The 17,239-nt window shown below is 70.5% G+C and carries 18 protein-coding genes and 1 pseudogene; 13 read left to right on the top strand and 6 right to left on the bottom strand.

All coding sequences use genetic code 11. The features are described from left to right. The first annotated feature begins 25 nt into the window (after nt 1–25). A pseudogene (locus B2W79_RS08645) lies at nt 26–729 on the top strand (alpha/beta hydrolase). An 8-nt stretch (nt 730–737) separates the two neighbouring features. Here the strand turns inward: B2W79_RS08645 and B2W79_RS08640 are convergent. The 3 genes from B2W79_RS08640 to B2W79_RS08630 are packed head-to-tail and all read right to left on the bottom strand — an operon-like array spanning nt 738 to nt 3,445. Further along, nucleotides 738–1,169 carry an RbsD/FucU family protein gene (locus B2W79_RS08640; protein WP_292788643.1) on the bottom strand — a complete coding sequence of 144 codons (432 nt, stop codon included), beginning with the start codon at nt 1,167–1,169 and terminating at the stop codon, nt 738–740. A 25-nt stretch (nt 1,170–1,194) separates the two neighbouring features. Beyond that, a complete protein-coding gene (locus tag B2W79_RS08635; RefSeq protein WP_292788641.1) occupies nt 1,195–2,163 on the bottom strand; it encodes an aldo/keto reductase in 969 nt (322 codons plus the stop codon). Beyond that, nucleotides 2,150–3,445: an L-fuconate dehydratase gene (locus B2W79_RS08630; RefSeq protein ID WP_292788639.1), complete on the bottom strand. Its 1,296-nt coding sequence runs from the start codon at nt 3,443–3,445 to the stop codon at nt 2,150–2,152. Before B2W79_RS08630 ends, B2W79_RS08635 begins: the two co-directional genes overlap by 14 nt. A gap of 123 nt (nt 3,446–3,568) precedes the next feature. Between B2W79_RS08630 and B2W79_RS08625 the strand changes: the two genes are divergently transcribed. Beyond that, nucleotides 3,569–4,429, top strand: coding sequence for a fumarylacetoacetate hydrolase family protein (locus B2W79_RS08625; protein WP_071329183.1), 861 nt, complete (start codon nt 3,569–3,571; stop codon nt 4,427–4,429). After that, complete coding sequence (locus B2W79_RS08620) at nt 4,426–5,202, top strand: SDR family NAD(P)-dependent oxidoreductase (RefSeq protein ID WP_292788636.1); 777 nt, start codon at nt 4,426–4,428, stop codon at nt 5,200–5,202. Before B2W79_RS08625 ends, B2W79_RS08620 begins: the two co-directional genes overlap by 4 nt. A gap of 390 nt (nt 5,203–5,592) precedes the next feature. On the opposite strand, the gene B2W79_RS08615 is transcribed toward B2W79_RS08620, so the two are convergent. Next, entirely contained in the window at nt 5,593–6,492 is a 900-nt protein-coding gene (locus tag B2W79_RS08615; RefSeq protein WP_292788634.1) for an amidohydrolase family protein, read from the bottom strand. Nucleotides 6,493–6,539: 47 nt separating this feature from the next. Here B2W79_RS08615 and B2W79_RS08610 point away from each other — a divergent pair, with 47 nt between their 5' ends. Further along, the gene (locus B2W79_RS08610) at nt 6,540–7,217 is read left to right on the top strand and encodes a FadR/GntR family transcriptional regulator (protein WP_292788632.1); all 678 of its coding nucleotides are present in this window, start codon (nt 6,540–6,542) and stop codon (nt 7,215–7,217) included. A gap of 4 nt (nt 7,218–7,221) precedes the next feature. Here the strand turns inward: B2W79_RS08610 and B2W79_RS08605 are convergent, their stop codons facing one another. Further along, complete coding sequence (locus B2W79_RS08605) at nt 7,222–7,884, bottom strand: transaldolase family protein (protein WP_292788630.1); 663 nt, start codon at nt 7,882–7,884, stop codon at nt 7,222–7,224. A gap of 118 nt (nt 7,885–8,002) precedes the next feature. Between B2W79_RS08605 and B2W79_RS08600 the strand changes: the two genes are divergently transcribed. From B2W79_RS08600 to B2W79_RS08580, 5 genes are read left to right on the top strand one after another with little or no spacing between them, the layout of a single operon-like run. After that, nucleotides 8,003–8,965: a ribokinase gene (locus tag B2W79_RS08600; RefSeq protein ID WP_292788628.1), complete on the top strand. Its 963-nt coding sequence runs from the start codon at nt 8,003–8,005 to the stop codon at nt 8,963–8,965. A 14-nt stretch (nt 8,966–8,979) separates the two neighbouring features. Then, the gene (rbsD, locus tag B2W79_RS08595; protein ID WP_071329187.1) at nt 8,980–9,384 is read left to right on the top strand and encodes a D-ribose pyranase; all 405 of its coding nucleotides are present in this window, start codon (nt 8,980–8,982) and stop codon (nt 9,382–9,384) included. Next, nucleotides 9,384–10,196 (top strand): GntR family transcriptional regulator, encoded by an 813-nt coding sequence (locus B2W79_RS08590; protein ID WP_025105364.1) that lies wholly within the window; start codon nt 9,384–9,386, stop codon nt 10,194–10,196. The genes rbsD and B2W79_RS08590 overlap by 1 nt, the downstream gene beginning before the upstream one ends. A gap of 25 nt (nt 10,197–10,221) precedes the next feature. Continuing rightward, nucleotides 10,222–11,280 carry a PLP-dependent cysteine synthase family protein gene (locus B2W79_RS08585; protein WP_071329188.1) on the top strand — a complete coding sequence of 353 codons (1,059 nt, stop codon included), beginning with the start codon at nt 10,222–10,224 and terminating at the stop codon, nt 11,278–11,280. A 21-nt stretch (nt 11,281–11,301) separates the two neighbouring features. Further along, nucleotides 11,302–11,817, top strand: a complete 516-nt coding sequence (locus B2W79_RS08580; protein ID WP_062637081.1) for a glycine cleavage system protein R — start codon at nt 11,302–11,304, stop codon at nt 11,815–11,817. Nucleotides 11,818–11,888: 71 nt separating this feature from the next. Here B2W79_RS08580 and B2W79_RS08575 read toward each other — a convergent pair whose 3' ends face one another. After that, a complete protein-coding gene (locus B2W79_RS08575) occupies nt 11,889–12,566 on the bottom strand; it encodes a FadR/GntR family transcriptional regulator (protein WP_102209425.1) in 678 nt (225 codons plus the stop codon). Nucleotides 12,567–12,732: 166 nt separating this feature from the next. On the opposite strand from B2W79_RS08575, the gene B2W79_RS08570 reads away from it, so the two are divergent. From B2W79_RS08570 to B2W79_RS08555, 4 genes are all read left to right on the top strand, one after another. Further along, entirely contained in the window at nt 12,733–13,968 is a 1,236-nt protein-coding gene (locus B2W79_RS08570; RefSeq protein ID WP_292788623.1) for an aminotransferase class V-fold PLP-dependent enzyme, read from the top strand. A 61-nt stretch (nt 13,969–14,029) separates the two neighbouring features. Next, nucleotides 14,030–15,343, top strand: coding sequence for an ABC transporter substrate-binding protein (locus tag B2W79_RS08565; protein WP_292788621.1), 1,314 nt, complete (start codon nt 14,030–14,032; stop codon nt 15,341–15,343). Nucleotides 15,344–15,346: 3 nt separating this feature from the next. Next, complete coding sequence (locus B2W79_RS08560) at nt 15,347–16,294, top strand: carbohydrate ABC transporter permease (protein WP_025105358.1); 948 nt, start codon at nt 15,347–15,349, stop codon at nt 16,292–16,294. After that, on the top strand, nt 16,291–17,211 hold the full coding sequence (locus tag B2W79_RS08555) for a carbohydrate ABC transporter permease (RefSeq protein WP_292788619.1): 921 nt from the start codon (nt 16,291–16,293) through the stop codon (nt 17,209–17,211). Before B2W79_RS08560 ends, B2W79_RS08555 begins: the two co-directional genes overlap by 4 nt. The last annotated feature ends 28 nt before the right edge of the window (nt 17,212–17,239 follow it).

Below are 17,239 nucleotides of genomic sequence, written 5' to 3'. Positions count from 1 at the left end.
CCGACGGCCGCCACGACGACAGGAGATGAGCATGACCGACAAGCCGGCGATCGTTCTGGTCCACGGGTTCTGGGGAGGCGCCGCCCACTGGGCGAAGGTCATCGTAGAACTGGACCGACGTGGATTCACCGACGTTCACGCCGTGGAGAACCCCTCACATCCCTTGCCGCGGACGCGGAGCGCACAGTCCAGATGGTGCGGCAGATCGACGGACCCGTGCTCCTGGTCGGACATTCGTACGGCGGAGCGGTGATCACCGAGGCCGGGGATCTTCCCCAGGTCGTCGGACTCGTCTACATCGCGGCCTTCGCACCGGACGCCGGGGAAAGCGCCGGGCAGATCACCGAGGAGCACCCTCCCGCCGCCGTCGACGCCATCGCACCGGATTCGGACGGTTACCTCTGGATCGCCAAGGATCGGTTCCACGCGAGCTTCGCCCAGGACCTTCCCGCGGACGAGGCCCTCGTCATGGCGGTCACACAGAAGGCGCCTCAGGGCTCGACGTTCGCCGACGCCATCTCCGCCCCCGCCTGGAAGGTCAAGCCGACGTGGTATCAGGTCTCCACCGCGGACCGCATGATCGACCCCGATAACGAGCGCCGGATGGCTGCCCGGATGAACCCGCGTGCCATCGTCGAACTGTCGGCGAGCCATGCCTCTCTCGCGTCGCAGCCGGTCGCGGTCGTCGACCTGATCGAGGAGGCGGCTCGCGCGACTACTGCTTCGTAGGCTCCCACTCAGGCGCGCGCTGCCACGGAAGGGTGACCGACCACGCCCTTCCGGAGCAGTGCGTTGCCGTACTTGCGCGTCTCGCCCGTGCGCACCATGAGGTACGCCTCCTTCGCGACCTCGTAGTACGCGAAGCGCTCGACGAAGCGCGTGGTGTCGAGCTTTGTGCCGGCGGCGGCCATGAGCTCGCGCTGCACGTCCAGCACCTCGCCGTCAGCCGAGGTCATCAGATCGATGCCGGGCGCGTCGTCGAGCGGCAGCACGCTGCGGATGGCTGCGACGACCTCGGGTGTCGTGGTGCCGGGAAGATCGACCACGCGCACCCCGAGACCCCAGGCCGGGAAGTGCGCGTCGGCGACGACCACGGCGTCGGAGTGTCCCATCCGGTCGAGATGCAGCAGCAGCTCCCCGGTCAGCAGCGGGTGGATTCCTTCGAGCACGGCGGCTCCTCTCGGTGGACGGAGGTCAGGATGCGGGGATGAGGCCCTCGGCCGCGAGGTTCTCCCACAGGGCCGGCGGGATCTCCCGGGCAGCGTACTCGGCGTTCTGCCGGAGCTGCGCCGGACGACTGCCGCCGACGACAACGGAGCGCACCACGTCGGCCTGCAGCGGGAACCGGATCGCGGCGGCCGGCAGGGGCACGTCGTGATCCGCACACACAGCGGCGATGCGCAGCAGCCGATCCCACAGCTCGTCGGGGAGCTGCCCGTACTCGTAGCGGCCGTCCCGTCGCGGCTCGTTCGAGGCGAGGAGCCCGGAGTTGAACACCGACGCCGCGACGATCCCCGTCCCGGTCTCCCGGCACGCGGGCAGCACGTCGAACGCGGCGGGCTGCTCCAGCAGCGTGTACCGGCCGGCCACCATCACGAGGTCGAGGTCGGCGGAGCGCACGGACGCCGCCAGAGCCTCCGACACCATCGACCCGATGCCGATCGCGGTCACCTCGCCGTCCGCGCGCAGCTGCTCCAGGGCGGGAAGGGCCTCGGCGAGCGCGAGGTCGAGGTCGTGCCGCTCCGGGTCGTGCAGATAGAGCAGGTCGATGCGCTCGATGCCCAGCCGCTCGCGGGACTCCTCCAGGCTCGTCCGGATGCCGTCCGCCGAGAAATCCCACACGCGCTGCAGGTCGTCCGGCACGTGGAAGTCGTTCGCGGTGTCGAGGCCGCCGGCGTGGTCGGGGCTCGGGCGGAGCAGACGGCCGACCTTGGTCGAGAGCACGTACTCGTCCCGCGGCTTGGTCTGCAGGAAGGCTCCGAGCCGGCGCTCGGAGAGGCCGAGGCCATAATGCGGGGCAGTGTCGTAGAAGCGGATGCCGCTCTCCCACGCCGCGTCCAGCACCGCCCACGCGTCATCGTCGGACAGCTCACGGAACAGGTTGCCGACGTTCGCGGCACCGTAGCCGAGGGTCGGGACGGTCAGGCGGTCAGGCGTGGACATGCGCACCCGTCCAGGTGTACTCCGCGATGCTGTCGGCCTTCATCTCCATGCCCGTACCCGGCGCGGTCGGGGCCATGTAGGAGCCGCCCTGGATGTCGGTCGGCACGACGAAGTGCTCGTGCAGGTGGTCGACGAACTCGATCAGGCGGCCCTCGCGGGTACCGGAGACGGCCACGAAGTCGAACATCGACAGGTGCTGCACGGCCTCGCACAGCCCCACGCCGCCGGCATGCGGGCACACCGGCACGTCGAACTTCGCCGCGAGCAGCAGGTTGGCGATGTTCTCGTTGACCCCCGCGACGCGGACGGCGTCGATCTGCATGACCGAGATCGCGTCGGCCTGCAGGAGCTGCTTGAAGATCATCCGGTTCTGCGCGTGCTCACCGGTGGCGACACGGATGGGCGCGACGCCGCGGGCGATCTCGGCGTGGCCGAGGATGTCGTCGGGGCTCGTGGGCTCCTCGATCCAGGCGGGATGGAACTCGGCGAGCGCGTTCACCCACTCGATCGCCTCGGATACCTCCCAGCGCTGGTTGGCGTCGATCGCGATCGGGAAGTCGGGCCCGCACACCTCGCGCGCCTTCCGGAAGCGGCGGATGTCGTCCTGCAGGTCGGCGCCCACCTTGAGCTTGATCTGCGTGAAACCGTCGGCCATGGCCTCCCGGGCGAGGCGCTCGAGCTTCTCGTCGGAGTAGCCGAGCCAGCCGGGGCTGGTCGTGTAGCCGGGGTAGCCGGTGGCGAGGAGCTGCTGCTCGCGCTCGGCCCGGCCGGGCTCCGCCGCGCGCAGGATCTCCAGCGCCTCCTCGCGGGTGAGGGCGTTGGTGAGGTAGCGGAAGTCGACGAGGTCGACGAGCTCCTCCGGGGTCATCCGGGCGAGGAGCTGCCAGAGCGGCAGGCCTGCGCGCTTGGCCTTGATGTCCCACAGCGCGTTGACGACCGCGCCGATGGCCATGTGCATGACGCCCTTCTCCGGGCCCAGCCAGCGGAGCTGCGAGTCGCCGATGATCTCGCGGAACGTGCCGCCCATGTCGTCGAGGAGCGGTTCGATCTCGCGCCCGACGAGGTGCCCGGCGAGCGCGTCGATCGCGGCGACCTGCACATCGTTGCCCCGGCCGATCGTGAAGACGAAGGCGTGCCCCTCGATGCCGTCGCCGGCGTCCGTGCGGACGACGACGTACGCGGCGGAGTAGTCGGGGTCCGGGTTCATCGCGTCGGAGCCGTCCAGGCTCAGCGACGTGGGGAAGCGGATGTCGGTGGTGTCGAGGGCGACGATACGGCTCACGGGGTTCCTCTCCATGCGCGGGTCATTCTTCCGCGCGGATCTCTTGGAGTGTAAACATCCGATGTCTATACTGTCAACGAGACCGGCCGCTGAGCAGCGGCCTCCCGAACGATCAGGAGAATCATGAAGTTCGCGCGGCTCGGCACCCCGGGGGCGGAGATCCCCGTCCTCCTGGAGGGTGACCGCTACCTCGACCTCCGCCCGGTGACATCCGATGTCAACGGCGACTTCCTTGCGGGAGACTTCGTTTCCCGCGTCGCCGCCGCCCGCGACGCCGGGGAGCTCTCCGAGCTGCCGGACGCCGCGACGATGCGCATCGGCGCCCCGATCGCCCGCCCGAGCGCGGTGATCTGCATCGGCATGAACTACGCCGCCCACGCCGCGGAGTCGGGGTCGGAGCCGCCGACCATCCCCATCATCTTCCTCAAGACCCCCAACACCGTCGTCGGCCCGAACGACGCCGTGACCATCCCGCGCGGGAGCGAGAAGACCGACTGGGAGGTCGAGCTCGGCATCGTCATCGGCACCCGCACCGCGTACCTCGACTCCCCGGAGGAGTCGATGGCGCACGTCGCCGGCTTCGTCGCCGCGAACGACGTGTCGGAGCGCGACTTCCAGATGGCGGTCTCCGGCGGGCAGTGGTCGAAGGGCAAGATCGCCTTCGGCTTCAACCCCACGGGTCCGTGGCTGGTCACGCCCGACGAGGTCGACCACCAGGCGCTCGGCCTCCGCAGCTTCGTGAACGGCGAGCCGCGACAGGACTCGAACACGAGCGACATGATCTTCACGGTCGAGCAGATCGTGCACCACCTGTCGCAGTACGTGACGCTCGAGCCCGGTGACCTGATCCTCACCGGCACCCCGCAGGGCGTGGCCCTGTCCGGCAAATACCCCTACCTCAGCGCGGGCGACGTGGTCGAGATCGAGATCGACGGCCTCGGCCGTCAGCGCCAGGACTTCATCGCATGGGAGGCAGAGAAGTGACCCTTCGACAGGCTCAGGGACCCGACGCCGGCACGGAAGGCCTCGTGGCCATCGTCACCGGTGGCGCCTCCGGCATCGGCGCGGCGATCGCCGACCGTCTGCACGCGGACGGCGTCACCGTCGCGGTCCTCGACCGCGACACCACCCACGCCGACGAGCGCTTCGCCGCGTTCACCGCCGACGTCTCCGACCGCGCGAGCGTGGACGCCGCCGTGGCCGCCGTCGCCGAGCGCTTCGGCCGCATCGACATCGTCGTCAACAACGCCGGCATCGGTGCACAGGGCGACATCGCCGCGAACGACGACGACGAGTGGGCGCGCGTCCTCTCCATCAACGTCACCGGCATCGCGCGGGTGACGTCGGCGGCACTGCCCTGGCTGCGGAAGTCCCCGGCCGCCGCGGTGTGCAACACGGCCTCGATCGCGTCGACCACCGGGCTCCCGCAGCGGGCGCTGTACTCCGCGTCGAAGGGCGCCGTGTCGGCCCTGACCCGCGCGATGGCCGCCGACCACCTGCGTGAGGGCATCCGCGTCAATGCGGTCAACCCCGGCACGGCGGACACGCCCTGGGTCGGACGACTGCTCGACTCCGCGGCCGACCCCGCCGCAGAGCGGGCCGCGTTGGAGGCACGACAGCCCCACGGACGCCTGGTGAGCCCGGACGAGGTCGCCGCCGCCGTGGCCTACCTCGTGAGCCCCGCCGCGGGCTCCACCACGGGCACCTTCATCGAGGTCGACGGGGGGATGGCGCAGCTCCGCCTCCGCCCCGAGTGACCCGATCTTCCCGACGGCCCGGTGTCTCCCCGCGAGACCCCGGGCCGTCCCCGTCCCGTCCCGCCGTTCCGCCCCCCTCATCCCGCACGCCGCACGCTCCCCGCAAGCCCCCGCCGTTCGGGATCAATCCCGCTCCCCCACCCCGCCACGCACGCCCCTTTCTGATCCCGCACACGGGCACCCCGCGCGGGCGGGATCAGAATCGCTCCTCGATGCGGCTGCCGCGGACCGTTTCCCATCCCGCATGCCACACGGGGCCCCGGCGGGACGACCGTGAGCGTTACGGCACCCATCCGGCCGGGATCAGAAACGGGCCCGGACGGGGCTCCGGAGGTGGCATATTGCACTCCCCGCGAAAGGGGGTGGGGGGTGGGGGACGAAGGGGGGGGGTTAGGGGGAGTAGACGGAGGTGGCGGTGGCGTGGAAGAGGGCGTCGTGATCGATGCCGCGGGAGGAGGCCCACGTCGCCACGGCGTCGGCCCAGCGGCTGCGGGCGGACGGCTGATACAGCGGCGCACCGTCGGCGGGAGGGTGCTGATCACCCGGCTCCGCGGGACCGACCGCCGACACGGGCCAGTCACTCCCCCACATCAGGCGCTCGGGACCGAAGACGTCGGCCGCGGTGTCGAGGAAGGGTTCGAGCTGCGCGAGGCTCCAGTCCCCTCCGGCCTCTGCGGGCAGTCCGGACACCTTGCAGAACACCCCGGGGTGTCGCGCGAGCTCGGCGAGGTCGCGCTCCCACTCCACCGAGGGCGCGCGCGGAGCAGAAGCCGTCCCGACCTCCGGCTTACCCAGGTGGTCGAGCACGATCCGCAGCTCGGGGATCGCGCCCGACAGTCGTGCGACGTCGGGGAGCTGCCCCGCCCGCACGCACGCGTCGAAGGTCCACCCGTGCGCCGCAACCTCCCGGGCTCCGGAGATGAAGGCCGACGAGAGCATCACGCCGTCCGGCTCCCCCTGCAGGAGGTGACGCACCCCGACCACCAGGGGCTCCGCGGTGAGACTCTCCAGGTGCACCGTGGTGTCGGTCCCGCGGTCGAGCCGAGCGCCGGCGACGATGCCGACCACCCCGAGGCGCTCCGCCTGCCCGGCCACCCACCGCACCTCCGCGAGGAAGTCGTCCTCGGTGGTCTCGGCCTGCACGAACACGGCCCGCTCGTCCGTCGCCCGCTCCACCCGCGCACGCTCGAGCTCGTCGGCGCCGAAGCGCCCCGCGAGCGGCCCTTCGAGCCACGTGTACCCGAGGGCTTCCGGGTCCCACAGGTGCAGGTGCGAGTCGAGGATGCGCATGTCCCCATCCTGCCGCAGACATCGGATGTTGTGCGAGGATGAGCGCCATGGCAGTCACGGACGAGGCGATCGAGAAGATCAAGGCGATGATCGTGTCGGGCGAACTGGCCCCCGGCGATCGCCTGCCCCCGGAGAAGGAGCTGTCCGAGCGTCTCGGCCTCTCCCGCAACTCCATGCGCGAGGCGGTCAAGGCGCTGGAGGTCATCCGCGTCCTCGACGTGCGGCGCGGCGACGGCACCTATGTCACGAGCCTGGAGCCGCACCTCCTGCTGGAGGCGATCGCGTTCGTCGTGGACATGCACGACGACGACTCGATGCTGGAGATGTTCGCCGTTCGCCGGATGCTCGAATCGCAGGCCACCGGTCTCGCGGCGACCCTCGGCACGGATGAGGCGATCGCGGCCCTGCAGGAGGAGGTGGAGGCCGTCGACGCGTCCGTCGGGATCGAGGAGCTCGTCGATCACGACATCCGCTTCCACCGCGAGATCGTGGGCATGGCGGGCAACGCCTACCTCGCGAGCCTCATCGAGCACCTGAGCAGCCAGACGGTCCGGGCGCGCGTGTGGCGGGGTCTCACGGAGGGCGGCGCCGTGGAGCGCACCCTGTCGGAGCACCGCGCCATCGCCGATGCCATCGTCCAGCGCGACTCGGCACTGGCGACCTCCCTCGCCACGGCCCACATCGCGGGTGTCGAGCGGTGGCTGCGACAGGCCGCGTCGGCCTGAGCCGTCAGGCCCCGAGGCGCTGCATCGCGGCGTCGAACTCCGCCGCCGAGCTGTCGCTCACCTCGTGGAACAGCAGCTCGTCGAGCACGTCGGGCGCGGCGGTGAAATACGGGATGCCGGCCGCGCGGAGCCCCGTGATGTCGTCGGCCGAGCGCAGGGAGGCGGCGAGGACGTTGGCGTCGCTGCCCGCGCACATCTCCTGCATCCGGGCGATGAGCGCGTCGCCGTCCATGCCCGCGTCGCGCATGCGCCCGAGGTAGGGCGCGATGTACTGGGCGCCGATCGAGGCGCACGCGAGCGCCTGCGCGACCGAGTAGACCGCCGTGACGAGGACTGTGGCCCCATCCCGGACGAGGGCGGAAGCCGCCGCGAAACCGGCTGCGGTCGCGGGCACCTTGACCGCCACCCGGTCGCCGAGCGCACGGATGCCCTCCGCGTTCCGGAGGAAGGAGTCCGTGTCGCCACCCCACGTCTGGAAGAACACCTCCCGTGCGCCCTCGTCCACCCAGCGGGCATAGAGGTCGGGGATCTCCGCCGCCGTCCGCCCGCCGCGTTCGAGGATCGTGGGGTTCGTCGTCACGCCGTGCACCACCCCGGCGGAGAGGAGCCGCGAGACACGGTCGGTGTCGGCGCTGTCGACGTACAGGCGGGGCGCGATCGCGGTCATCGGGGTCTCCTCGCGGGCAACCTGTCGTTACAGGTGGGGCTTCGGCTAATGTAATGACAGCTCCCGAACCTTGTCAAAGGACGGGAGTCCCGCGCTGTCGAGGAGGATCAGGAGCGAGATGACACCCGCACACCCCGGCGACCGCTCCGGCGTCGTCATCGTCGGCAGCGTGACGGCCGACGTCACGACCTTCTCCCAGCGGCTTCCCGCCCGCGGCGAGACCATCCTCGGCGACGAGTTCACGCTGATGCTCGGCGGCAAGGGCGCGAACCAGGCCGTCGCGGCCGGGCGCTCCGGAGCCCGCACGAGCTTCGTCGGCTGCGTCGGCGACGACCTGTTCCACGACCTCGTGGTGGACGGGCTCACCGCGGCCGGCGTCGACCTGGCGCACCTGCGCACCGTGCCGGGCCCGACCGGCATCGCGCACATCCGTGTCGATGCCTCCGCGCAGAACGACATCGTCATGGTGCCGCTCGCCAACGCCGCCCTCAGCACGGCGCAGATCGACGAGGCCCTCGCGGCTCTCGCCCCGACGACCTCCGTCCTGCTCACCCAGCTCGAGACCCCGTCCGCCCTGACCGCCCACATCACCGCGCGCGGTCGCGAGCACGGGATGACCGTGATCCTCGATCCGGCACCGGCGGCGGAGCTGGCACCGGAGATCTGGCGGAGCATCGACATCGTCACCCCGAACGAGACCGAGGCGTCGCTCATCAGCGGCATCGAGGTGACCGACGCCGCCTCCGCCGAGCGCGCCGGGCACTGGTTCCTGGAGCAGGGCGTGGGCGCCGCGGTCATCACCCTGGCCGGGCAGGGGTCGTGCGTCGTCACCGCCGAGGGGGCCACCGTCGTCCCGCCGTTCCCCGTGGAGGCCGTCGACACCACCGCCGCGGGCGATGCCTATGCCGGCTACCTCGGTGCCGCGCTCGCGAGTGGAGCGGCCCTCACCGACGCGGTGCGGCTGGCGACTGCCGCGGGCGCCCTCACCGTCACGAAGCAGGGGGCCTCGCCGAGCCTCCCCCACCGCGCCGACGTCGAGGCCTTCCTCGCCGCGCGCACCGCGGCCGCCGTCGCGAACTGAACCAGGAGCACACGATGCGCAAGACCTCGACCACGATCAACCCGGCGCTCTCCCGCGTCATCAGCGAGACCGGGCACACCGATCTGATCGTCGTGACCGACGCCGGGCTGCCGATCCCGCCGGGCTCCGAGCGCATCGACCTCGCCTACCGTCCCGGTGCCCCCGCCTTCCTCGACGTGCTCGACACGGTGCTCGCGGAGCTCGTGGTCGAGGGGGCGACGGTGTCGGCCGAGGTCGCCGAGAAGAGCCCGGAGGTGCTGGACGCCCTGCGCGAGCGCTTCGCCGATGCGGAGTTCGAGATCGAGCTCGTCCCGCACGTCGAGTTCAAGCAGCGCACGCACGCAGCCCGCGCCTTCGTGCGCTCGGGGGAGTTCACGCCGTACGCGAACGTGATCCTGCACGCGGGGGTGGCGTACTGATGTCCCTCATCGAGGATGCGATCGACCGCCACAGCGCGGCGCCGATGTACGACCAGCTCCGGCAGCTCATCATCGACGGCATCGCCCGCGACGGTCTGCAGCCGGGCGACCCTCTTCCCGGCGAGCACCGGCTGTGCGAGCGCTACGGCATCTCCCGCACGGTCGTGCGCCAGGCGCTCGCCCAGCTCGAGCACGAGGGACTCGTCGAGCGGGTGAAGGGCAAGGGCACCTTCGTCTCCCGCCCGCGCACGAGCGAGAGTCTCGTGCACACGCTCGTCGGGCTGTACGACGACGTCGAGCGGCGCGGCGGCCACGTGCACAGCGACGTCCTCCGGCACGAGCAGACCGTCGCCGACGAGGAGGTCGCCCTGGCCCTGGAGGTGCCGGTCGGATCGCCGGTGATCGTGCTAGAGCGACTGCGGCACGTCGACGGCGAGCCCTGGTCGCTCTCCACCACGTGGATGCCGGAGGCGGTGGGCGCGGTGACGCTCGGCGCCGACCTCACCGAGGCGTCGCTGTACCGGCTGCTCGCCGACCACGGCATCATCGCCACGCACGGCGTCCGCTCCGCCGAGGCGACGGTCGCCACGCACGAGCAGGCCCAGCATCTCGGTGTGAGTGCCGGCTCCGCCCTCCTCCGCCTGCGCAGCATCAGCCGCAGTGAGGACGGGCTGCCGATCGAGTACTTCATCGCGTATCACCGTGGCGACCGCTCGCGCTTCGAGTTCCAGCTCCAGCAGGAGCAGTCCCAGGCGTCGCTGATGCACGTGGACGGATCGGGCGGCGCCTCCCCCGCGGGCACGGTGGGCTGACCCCGGCCCCGGTACGCTCAAGGGCATGAGCGACTGGACCAGCACCGCGATCGCCCTGCTGGAAGCAGATGCCAACCGCAGCGCCGACACGCACCTGCACCTTTTCCCGCTGCCGCCGGAGTGGGGCATCGACCTCTACCTCAAGGACGAGTCGGTGCACCCGACCGGCTCGCTCAAGCACCGCCTCGCGCGCTCGCTCCTCCTCTACGGGCTCGTCAACGGGCGCATCCACGAGGACACCACCCTCGTGGAGTCGTCGAGCGGGTCGACCGCGGTGTCGGAGGCCTACTTCGCCCGGATGCTGGGGCTGACCTTCATCACCGTCGTACCCCGGTCGACGGTGCAGGAGAAGATCGACCTCATCGAGTTCTACGGCGGCACCTGCCATTTCGTGGACCGCGCGGAGGACATGTCCCCCGAGGCGCAGCGCCTGGCGGCGGACTGCACCGGGCACTACCTCGACCAGTTCACCTATGCGGAGCGTGCGACCGACTGGCGCGGCAACAACAACATCGCGGACAGCGTGTTCGGCCAGCTCGCCCAGGAGCGGCATCCGATCCCCCGCTGGATCGTCACGGGCGCCGGCACCGGGGGCACCAGCGCCACGTTCGGCCGCTACGTGAAGTACCGCCGCCATGACACCCGGATCGCCGTCGTCGACCCCGAGGGCTCGGCCTTCTACGACGGCTGGGCGGGCACGGTCGACCCGCCCGCCGGACGCCCGAGCCGCATCGAGGGCATCGGGCGTCCGCGGGTGGAGGCCTCCTTCGTGCCGTCCGTGATCGACGAGATGATCCAGGTGCCGGACGCGGGCTCCATCGCCGCGATCCGCCTCCTCCGCGAGCGCACCCTGCACTGGGCGGGCGGCTCCACCGGCACGAACCTCTACGGCGCGTTCCAGCTCATCGCCCGGATGCGTGCCGCGGGCGAGACCGGCAGCGTCGTGACCCTGATCTGCGACAGCGGTGTGCGGTACGCCGGCACGTACTACTCGGACGACTGGGTGGCACAGCAGGGGTGGGATCTCGCGCCGCACCGTGCGCGGCTGGAGCGGTTCCTGGAGACCGGGGTCTGGGCGGAGTGATCCTCGGGTTACGCTGACCCCATGACCACACTCATCCTCACTGTCGCGGGTGCCGATCGTCCGGGCCTGGTGGCCGCCGTCGCCGATGTCGTCGATGCCCATGGCGGCAACTGGGAGAACAGTTCCCTCGCCGAGCTCGCCGGCACGTTCGCGGGTGTCATCGAGGTGTCCGTGCCGACGGAGCGCACCGGGGAGCTCGAGACCGCACTTCGGGGGATCCAGGGCCAGGGTCTGCTCACGCTCTCGGTGCTCACCGGCACGCCGGGGCCATCCGAGGACGAGGAGCAGCTGCTCGTGATGCAGGTGCTCGGCAACGACCGCCCCGGGATCGTGCGCGAGGTGTCGGCGGTGCTGAACGCGCACGCCCTGAGCATCGAGGAGCTCACGACCGAGACCCGGGAGGCCGCGATGGCCGGCGGGCGGCTGTTCGAGGCGTCGGTGATCGCGAAGGTCCCGCCGACGGTCGACCTCGACGCCCTGCGTGCCGACCTCGAGCGCCTCGCGTCGGAGATCCAGGTCGACATCAACCTCGGCTGACCCCCGTTCGAATCGCCTGAATGGCTCCATCCGGCCGCCGGATGGGACCAATCGGGCGATTCGAACGGGAGTCAGAGGCCGGAGTACCGCCGCACCCAGTACTCGGTGTAGGCGACGTGGGCGGACGCGGCGGCCGAGGCCGCGACGGGATCCGCGGCGGCGAGGCCGCGCAGGATGGCGCGGTGGCCGGCGTCGGAGTGGATCTTGAGCTCCGCGGCATCCTCCGGGTCGGAGATCCGGTACGCACGGGAGCGGGAGCGCAGCACGTCGATCAGGCTCGTCAGGGCCTCGTTGCCCGCGACCGACGAGATGGCCATGTGGAACTCGTGGTCGAGGCGGGACTGCGCCTCGAAGTCCGTCGTCGACTCGATCTCGGTGAGCACCGCGTCGAGCGCGGCAACCGTGTCCTCGTCGATCCGGGCCGCGGCGAGCGCCGCCGCATGCGGCTCGAGCACCCGTCGGAGCTCCGTCAGCTCCAGCACCCCGGCCATCGGCAGCAGTCCGACCGTGAGGGAGAGACTGCCGATGAGGTCGGCGGCGCGGAGCTCGCTGACGTAGCTGCCGGAGCCGTGCCGCGTCTCCAGCACGCCCAGTGCGGCGAGGGTGCGGATGGCTTCGCGGAGCGATCCCCGTGAGACGCCGAGCCGTTCGCACAGCTCCCCCTCGCTCGGCAGCCGGTCGCCGGGGCGCAGGGCACCGTCGGCGATGAGAGCCCGCAGGCCGTGCAGCGCCGTGTCGAGTGCGCTCATCGTCATCCTCTCTGCCACTCCCCCATCCCTCGTGAAGTCTGTCGGACACACCGGTCGCCGCAAACTCGTATGACAACTATGTTTCATCTCTCCGGTTTCGTAGCTAAAAGTGAAGGCGTGTGGCAAAGTTGTGCAACAACTCGCCCCCACTCATCGATGAGGTCCGATGCCCGCTCCGCAGTTCCCCGCTCCGCTCACGCTGAACTCCGGCCTGCGGGCGCGCGACGCCTGGCCGCTCGACCCGACCGTGATCCACCTCAACCACGGGTCGTTCGGGGCCGTGCCGTCGGTGGTGGTCGCCCACCAGGACGCGCTGCGCCGCCGCGCCGACCTGAGCCCCGTCGAGTGGTTCCCGCGGATCGCGGAGCGGGTGCAGGACGCCAGGCAGCGGACGGCCCCGTTCGTCGGAGCGCGCGCGGAGGACAGCGTGTTCGTGCCCAACGCCTCCGCCGCGGCCACCGTCGTCTACAACGCCCTCCAGCTCGACAGCGGCGACGAGATCCTCGTGACCGACCAGGGCTACGGCGCCATCACCATGGGCGCCGAGCGCCTCGCCCGACGCTTCGGCGCCTCCGTCCGCACGGTCGCCCTGCCCCTGCTCGCGGATGACGACGAGATCGTGCAGCTCTTCGCCGACGCGCTCACCCCGCGCACCCGGCTGCTCGTCGTCGACCAGATCACCTCGCCCACCGCCCGCCTGCTGCCCACCCGCCGCCTCGCCGACCTCGCGGCCGAGCGCGGCGTGCGCACCCTCGTCGACGGCGCCCACGCTCCCGGCCTCATCCCGGACGCGGCGGCCGTCGCCGGCGGCGACTGGTGGTTCGGCAATCTGCACAAGTGGCCCTGCGCCCCTCGCGGCTCCGCCCTCCTCGTCACCACCGCCCCCGACCGCGACGAGCTCTGGCCGCTGATCGACTCCTGGGCCGCGCGCGAGCCGTACCCCGAGCGCTTCGACACCCAGGGCACGATCGATGCGACGACCTACCTCGCCACCCCCACCGCGATCGAGTTCATCGAGGCCGAGTTCGGATGGGAGGCCGCCCGCGACGCCATGGCCGCACGGGCCGACGCCGGCGCCGAGCTCATCGCCGAAGCCCTGCGCCCCTTCAGCGACGAGGATCCGCTGACCCCGCTCCCCTCCCCGGTGCCGTCCATGCGGCTCATCCGGCTGCCGCTCGGCCTCGGCGCCACCCGCGAGGAGGCCGACGCGCTGCGCATGGACCTCCTCGACGAGGTCGGCGTGGAGACCGCGTTCACCAGCTTCCGCGGCGTCGGCTACTTCCGCCTCTCCGCGCACCTGTACACCGAGGCGTCCGACATCGAGGCGTTCGTCGAGCGCTGCGTCCCCGCGATCCTGCGCCGCGCCGGCATCCGCGCCGCGGACGCCCTCATCCTCCCCTGACCCGCATCACCTCCCGCACGACCCACCCGAACACCCACCCACCCCCACCGAGAGGCACATCGTGAAGAACAAGATCTTGACGACCGCAGCCGGAGTCGGCACCGTCGCCGTCCTCGCACTCACCGGCTGCTCCGGAGGCTCCGGCTCGTCCGGCGGCGACGGCAGCGTCACCCTCCAGATGGTCGAGAGCCTGACGAACCCGGCGCGCACCGAGCTGCTCCGCGGACTGCTCGACGAGTTCGAGAAGGACAACCCCGACATCACCGTCACCCTGGTCTCCCCGCCCACCGAGCAGGCCGACCAGAAGATCCAGCAGATGCTGCAGTCCGGCAAGGGCGTCGACGTGCTCGAGGTGCGCGACATCACCGTCGGGCCGTTCGCGAACAACGGCTGGCTCTACGACCTCGGTCCCGATCTGAAGAAGTGGGACGGCTGGGACGCCCTGACCGAGAACGCGCAGTCGGCCTCGGTCGCGGAGGACGGCAAGAGCTACTTCGTCCCCTACGGCTTCTACGGGCTGTCGCTCTTCTACCGCACCGACCTCGTGGAGGACGCCGGCTTCGACGGCCCACCGCACAGCTGGAAGGACCTGCTGGAGCAGGCGTCGGCGATCCAGGACCCGTCGAACAACATCTACGGGTACGCGTTCCGTGGCGGTCAGAACGCGAACAGCAACGTCGTCGCCGCGATCGAGGCCTACACGATCGACGGCCTCGACACGGAGGACGCGTTCCTCATGGAGGACGGCTCGACGATCTTCGCCGCCCCCGAAGCGCAGGAGGCCGTCGACGACTACTTCGACCTGTTCAAGGAAGCCTCGCCGCCGTCCGCCGTCTCGTGGGGCTACCCCGAGATGGTCGCCGGATTCACGAACGGCACCACGGCCTTCCTCCTGCAGGACCCGGAGGTCATCGCGACGGTGCAGGACTCCTCGCTGACCGAGGACCAGTGGGACACCGCGCCGCTGCTCGTCGGCCCGTCCGGCAAGGCCGCACAGCCCCTCGCCGTCGCCGGCTGGGGTGTCGCGGAGAACAGCGAGCACAAGGAGGCCGCGGTGAAGCTCGTCGAGTTCCTGTCGTCCGCCGAGCCCGCCACCGAGTTCGCGCAGGCGAACAGCCTCGTCCCGATCATCGCGGCCGCCGCGGACGACGAGTTCTACTCCACCGGCCCCTGGACGAGCTACGTCACCATGACCGAGGACCCGGAGACCTACGTCAACGTGCGGCAGCCGCGCGGCGTGAGCTGGTGGACCGAGTGGATCCAGAAGTCCGACCAGGACGTGCAGAGCGTGCTGCTCGGCAACATGTCCACCAAGGACCTCCTCGCCTCGTGGGACGCGTTCTGGACCGAGAAGTACGCCGCGGAGAAGGGTTGATCCGTGGCCCGCACCATCCGTGAAGGGGGCTCCGTCGGCACCGCCGGCGGGGCCTCCCCGGCATCGCGTCGCCGCCCCTTCCGGGGCCGCACCGCCCTCACGCTGCTGGCCTTCCTCGCGCCCGCGATCGTCTTCGTCTGCTGGTTCACCTACTGGCCGATGCTGCAGGGCGCCCGCATGGCGTTCCACGACTGGAACCTGTGGGATCTCACGTCGACGCCGTTCGTCGGCTTCGACAACTTCCTCGCCGTCTTCCGCGACCCGGCGTTCCCGACCGTGGCCTGGAACTCGGTGCTCTGGGTGGTCGGCTCGCTCGTGCCGCAGCTCGTGATCGGGTTCCTCATCGCCCTCGCCCTGCGCAAGCGGTTCCGCTTCCGCGGCCTCTACCAGGCGCTGGTCTTCTTCCCGTGGGCGGTGTCCGGCTTCCTCATCGGCATGCTGTTCCGCTGGATGTTCAACGCCGAGTTCGGCGTCGTCAACGACCTGCTCATGAAGGCCGGTCTGATCGATGCCCCGCTGCCGTGGCTGGCCGACCCGAAGCTCGCGATGTTCGCCGTGATCGTCGCGAACATCTGGTACGGCGTGACCTTCTTCGCGATCATGATCCTGGCCGCTCTCCAGTCGGTGCCGGACGAGATGCTGGAGGCGGCGAGCCTCGACGGCGCCGGCAAGGTGCGGCAGCTGTTCTCGATCATCATCCCCTACATCTCGATGACGCTGCTGCTGACGATCCTGCTGCGCGTGATCTGGATCTTCAACTTCCCCGACATCATCTACGCGATGACGAACGGCGGCCCGGCCAACCAGACCCACATCATCACGACGTGGATGATCAACTACACGCAGCAGGGCAACTACGGCATCGCGAGCGCCATCGGGCTCATCGTCGTGGCGTTCCTCATGGTGTTCTGCGCGTTCTACCTGATGGCGATGCGGAGAGTGCAGCGATGACCATCACCTCATCCGTCCGGACCGGCTCCTCGGTCACGGAGACCCGTCGCATCACGGTGCCCGACCCGAAAGCCGCCCCGCGTCCCAGGCCCCGCGTCACGGTGGGCGGCGTGGCGCGTGTCGTCGGCCTGGGGCTGTGGCTGCTCGTCACGCTGTTCCCGCTGTACTGGATCACGCTCACCGCGTTCAAGTCGCCGGGGACCATCAACCGCTTCCCGATCGAGTACTGGCCGAGCGAGCCCTCGCTGGACAACTTCACGAGCCTGTTCGAGAAGAGCTCGTTCGGGACGTTCCTGGCGAACTCGGCGATCGTGGCGGTGTCGGCGGGCGCCGTGGCGACGCTCATCGCGCTGCTCAGCGCCTACGTGCTGGCGCGATTCGAGTTCCGCGGCAAGGGGGCGGTGCTCATCGCGTTCCTGTTGACGCAGATGATCCCGGCGTTCATCGCCCTCGGACCGCTGTACTCGATGATGACCGATCTCGGCCTCGTCGACACCAAGCCGGGCCTCATCCTCGTCTACATCGCGATCTGCATCCCGTTCTCCACGGTCATGCTGCGAGGCTTCTTCGAGAACGTGCCCGACGCGCTGGAGGAGGCGGCGATGATCGACGGCTGCTCGCGTCTCGGCGCCCTGTTCCGGGTGCTCGTGCCGGTGATGACCCCCGGCATCATCGCGGCGTTCATCTTCAACTTCGTGAACTGCTGGAACGAGCTGTTCCTGTCGGTCGTGCTGATGAACACCGACGCGAACCGCACCGTGCCCTCGGCGCTGAACGGCTTCATCTCGACGTTCAACATCGACTGGGGCTCCATGAGCGCCGCGGCCGTGCTGACGATCCTCCCGACGATGGTGATGTTCGCCCTCGCCAGCCGCTGGATCGTCCAGGGCCTGACGGCCGGGGCCGTCAAGGAGTAACCCGCCCGAATCGCGCAAATGGTCCCAT

Source organism: Microbacterium sp. UBA7513 (assembly GCF_002478345.1).
Classification (GTDB): domain Bacteria; phylum Actinomycetota; class Actinomycetes; order Actinomycetales; family Microbacteriaceae; genus Microbacterium.
The sequence above is the reverse complement of the archived record's forward strand: the minus strand, read 5'-3'. Positions and strand labels throughout refer to the sequence as shown.

Excerpts from the sequence above, each read along its gene's own strand:
- B2W79_RS08600 (WP_292788628.1), top strand. The coding sequence starts at position 8,003 with ATGACACCCGCACACCCCGGCGACCGCTCCGGCGTCGTCATCGTCGGC.
- rbsD (WP_071329187.1), top strand. The coding sequence starts at position 8,980 with ATGCGCAAGACCTCGACCACGATCAACCCGGCGCTCTCCCGCGTCATC.
- B2W79_RS08555 (WP_292788619.1), top strand. The coding sequence starts at position 16,291 with ATGACCATCACCTCATCCGTCCGGACCGGCTCCTCGGTCACGGAGACC.
- B2W79_RS08585 (WP_071329188.1), top strand. The coding sequence starts at position 10,222 with ATGAGCGACTGGACCAGCACCGCGATCGCCCTGCTGGAAGCAGATGCC.
- B2W79_RS08575 (WP_102209425.1), bottom strand. The coding sequence starts at position 12,566 with ATGAGCGCACTCGACACGGCGCTGCACGGCCTGCGGGCTCTCATCGCC.
- B2W79_RS08590 (WP_025105364.1), top strand. The coding sequence starts at position 9,384 with ATGTCCCTCATCGAGGATGCGATCGACCGCCACAGCGCGGCGCCGATG.
- B2W79_RS08635 (WP_292788641.1), bottom strand. The coding sequence starts at position 2,163 with ATGTCCACGCCTGACCGCCTGACCGTCCCGACCCTCGGCTACGGTGCC.
- B2W79_RS08625 (WP_071329183.1), top strand. The coding sequence starts at position 3,569 with ATGAAGTTCGCGCGGCTCGGCACCCCGGGGGCGGAGATCCCCGTCCTC.
- B2W79_RS08610 (WP_292788632.1), top strand. The coding sequence starts at position 6,540 with ATGGCAGTCACGGACGAGGCGATCGAGAAGATCAAGGCGATGATCGTG.
- B2W79_RS08605 (WP_292788630.1), bottom strand. The coding sequence starts at position 7,884 with ATGACCGCGATCGCGCCCCGCCTGTACGTCGACAGCGCCGACACCGAC.
- B2W79_RS08570 (WP_292788623.1), top strand. The coding sequence starts at position 12,733 with ATGCCCGCTCCGCAGTTCCCCGCTCCGCTCACGCTGAACTCCGGCCTG.
- B2W79_RS08615 (WP_292788634.1), bottom strand. The coding sequence starts at position 6,492 with ATGCGCATCCTCGACTCGCACCTGCACCTGTGGGACCCGGAAGCCCTC.
- B2W79_RS08580 (WP_062637081.1), top strand. The coding sequence starts at position 11,302 with ATGACCACACTCATCCTCACTGTCGCGGGTGCCGATCGTCCGGGCCTG.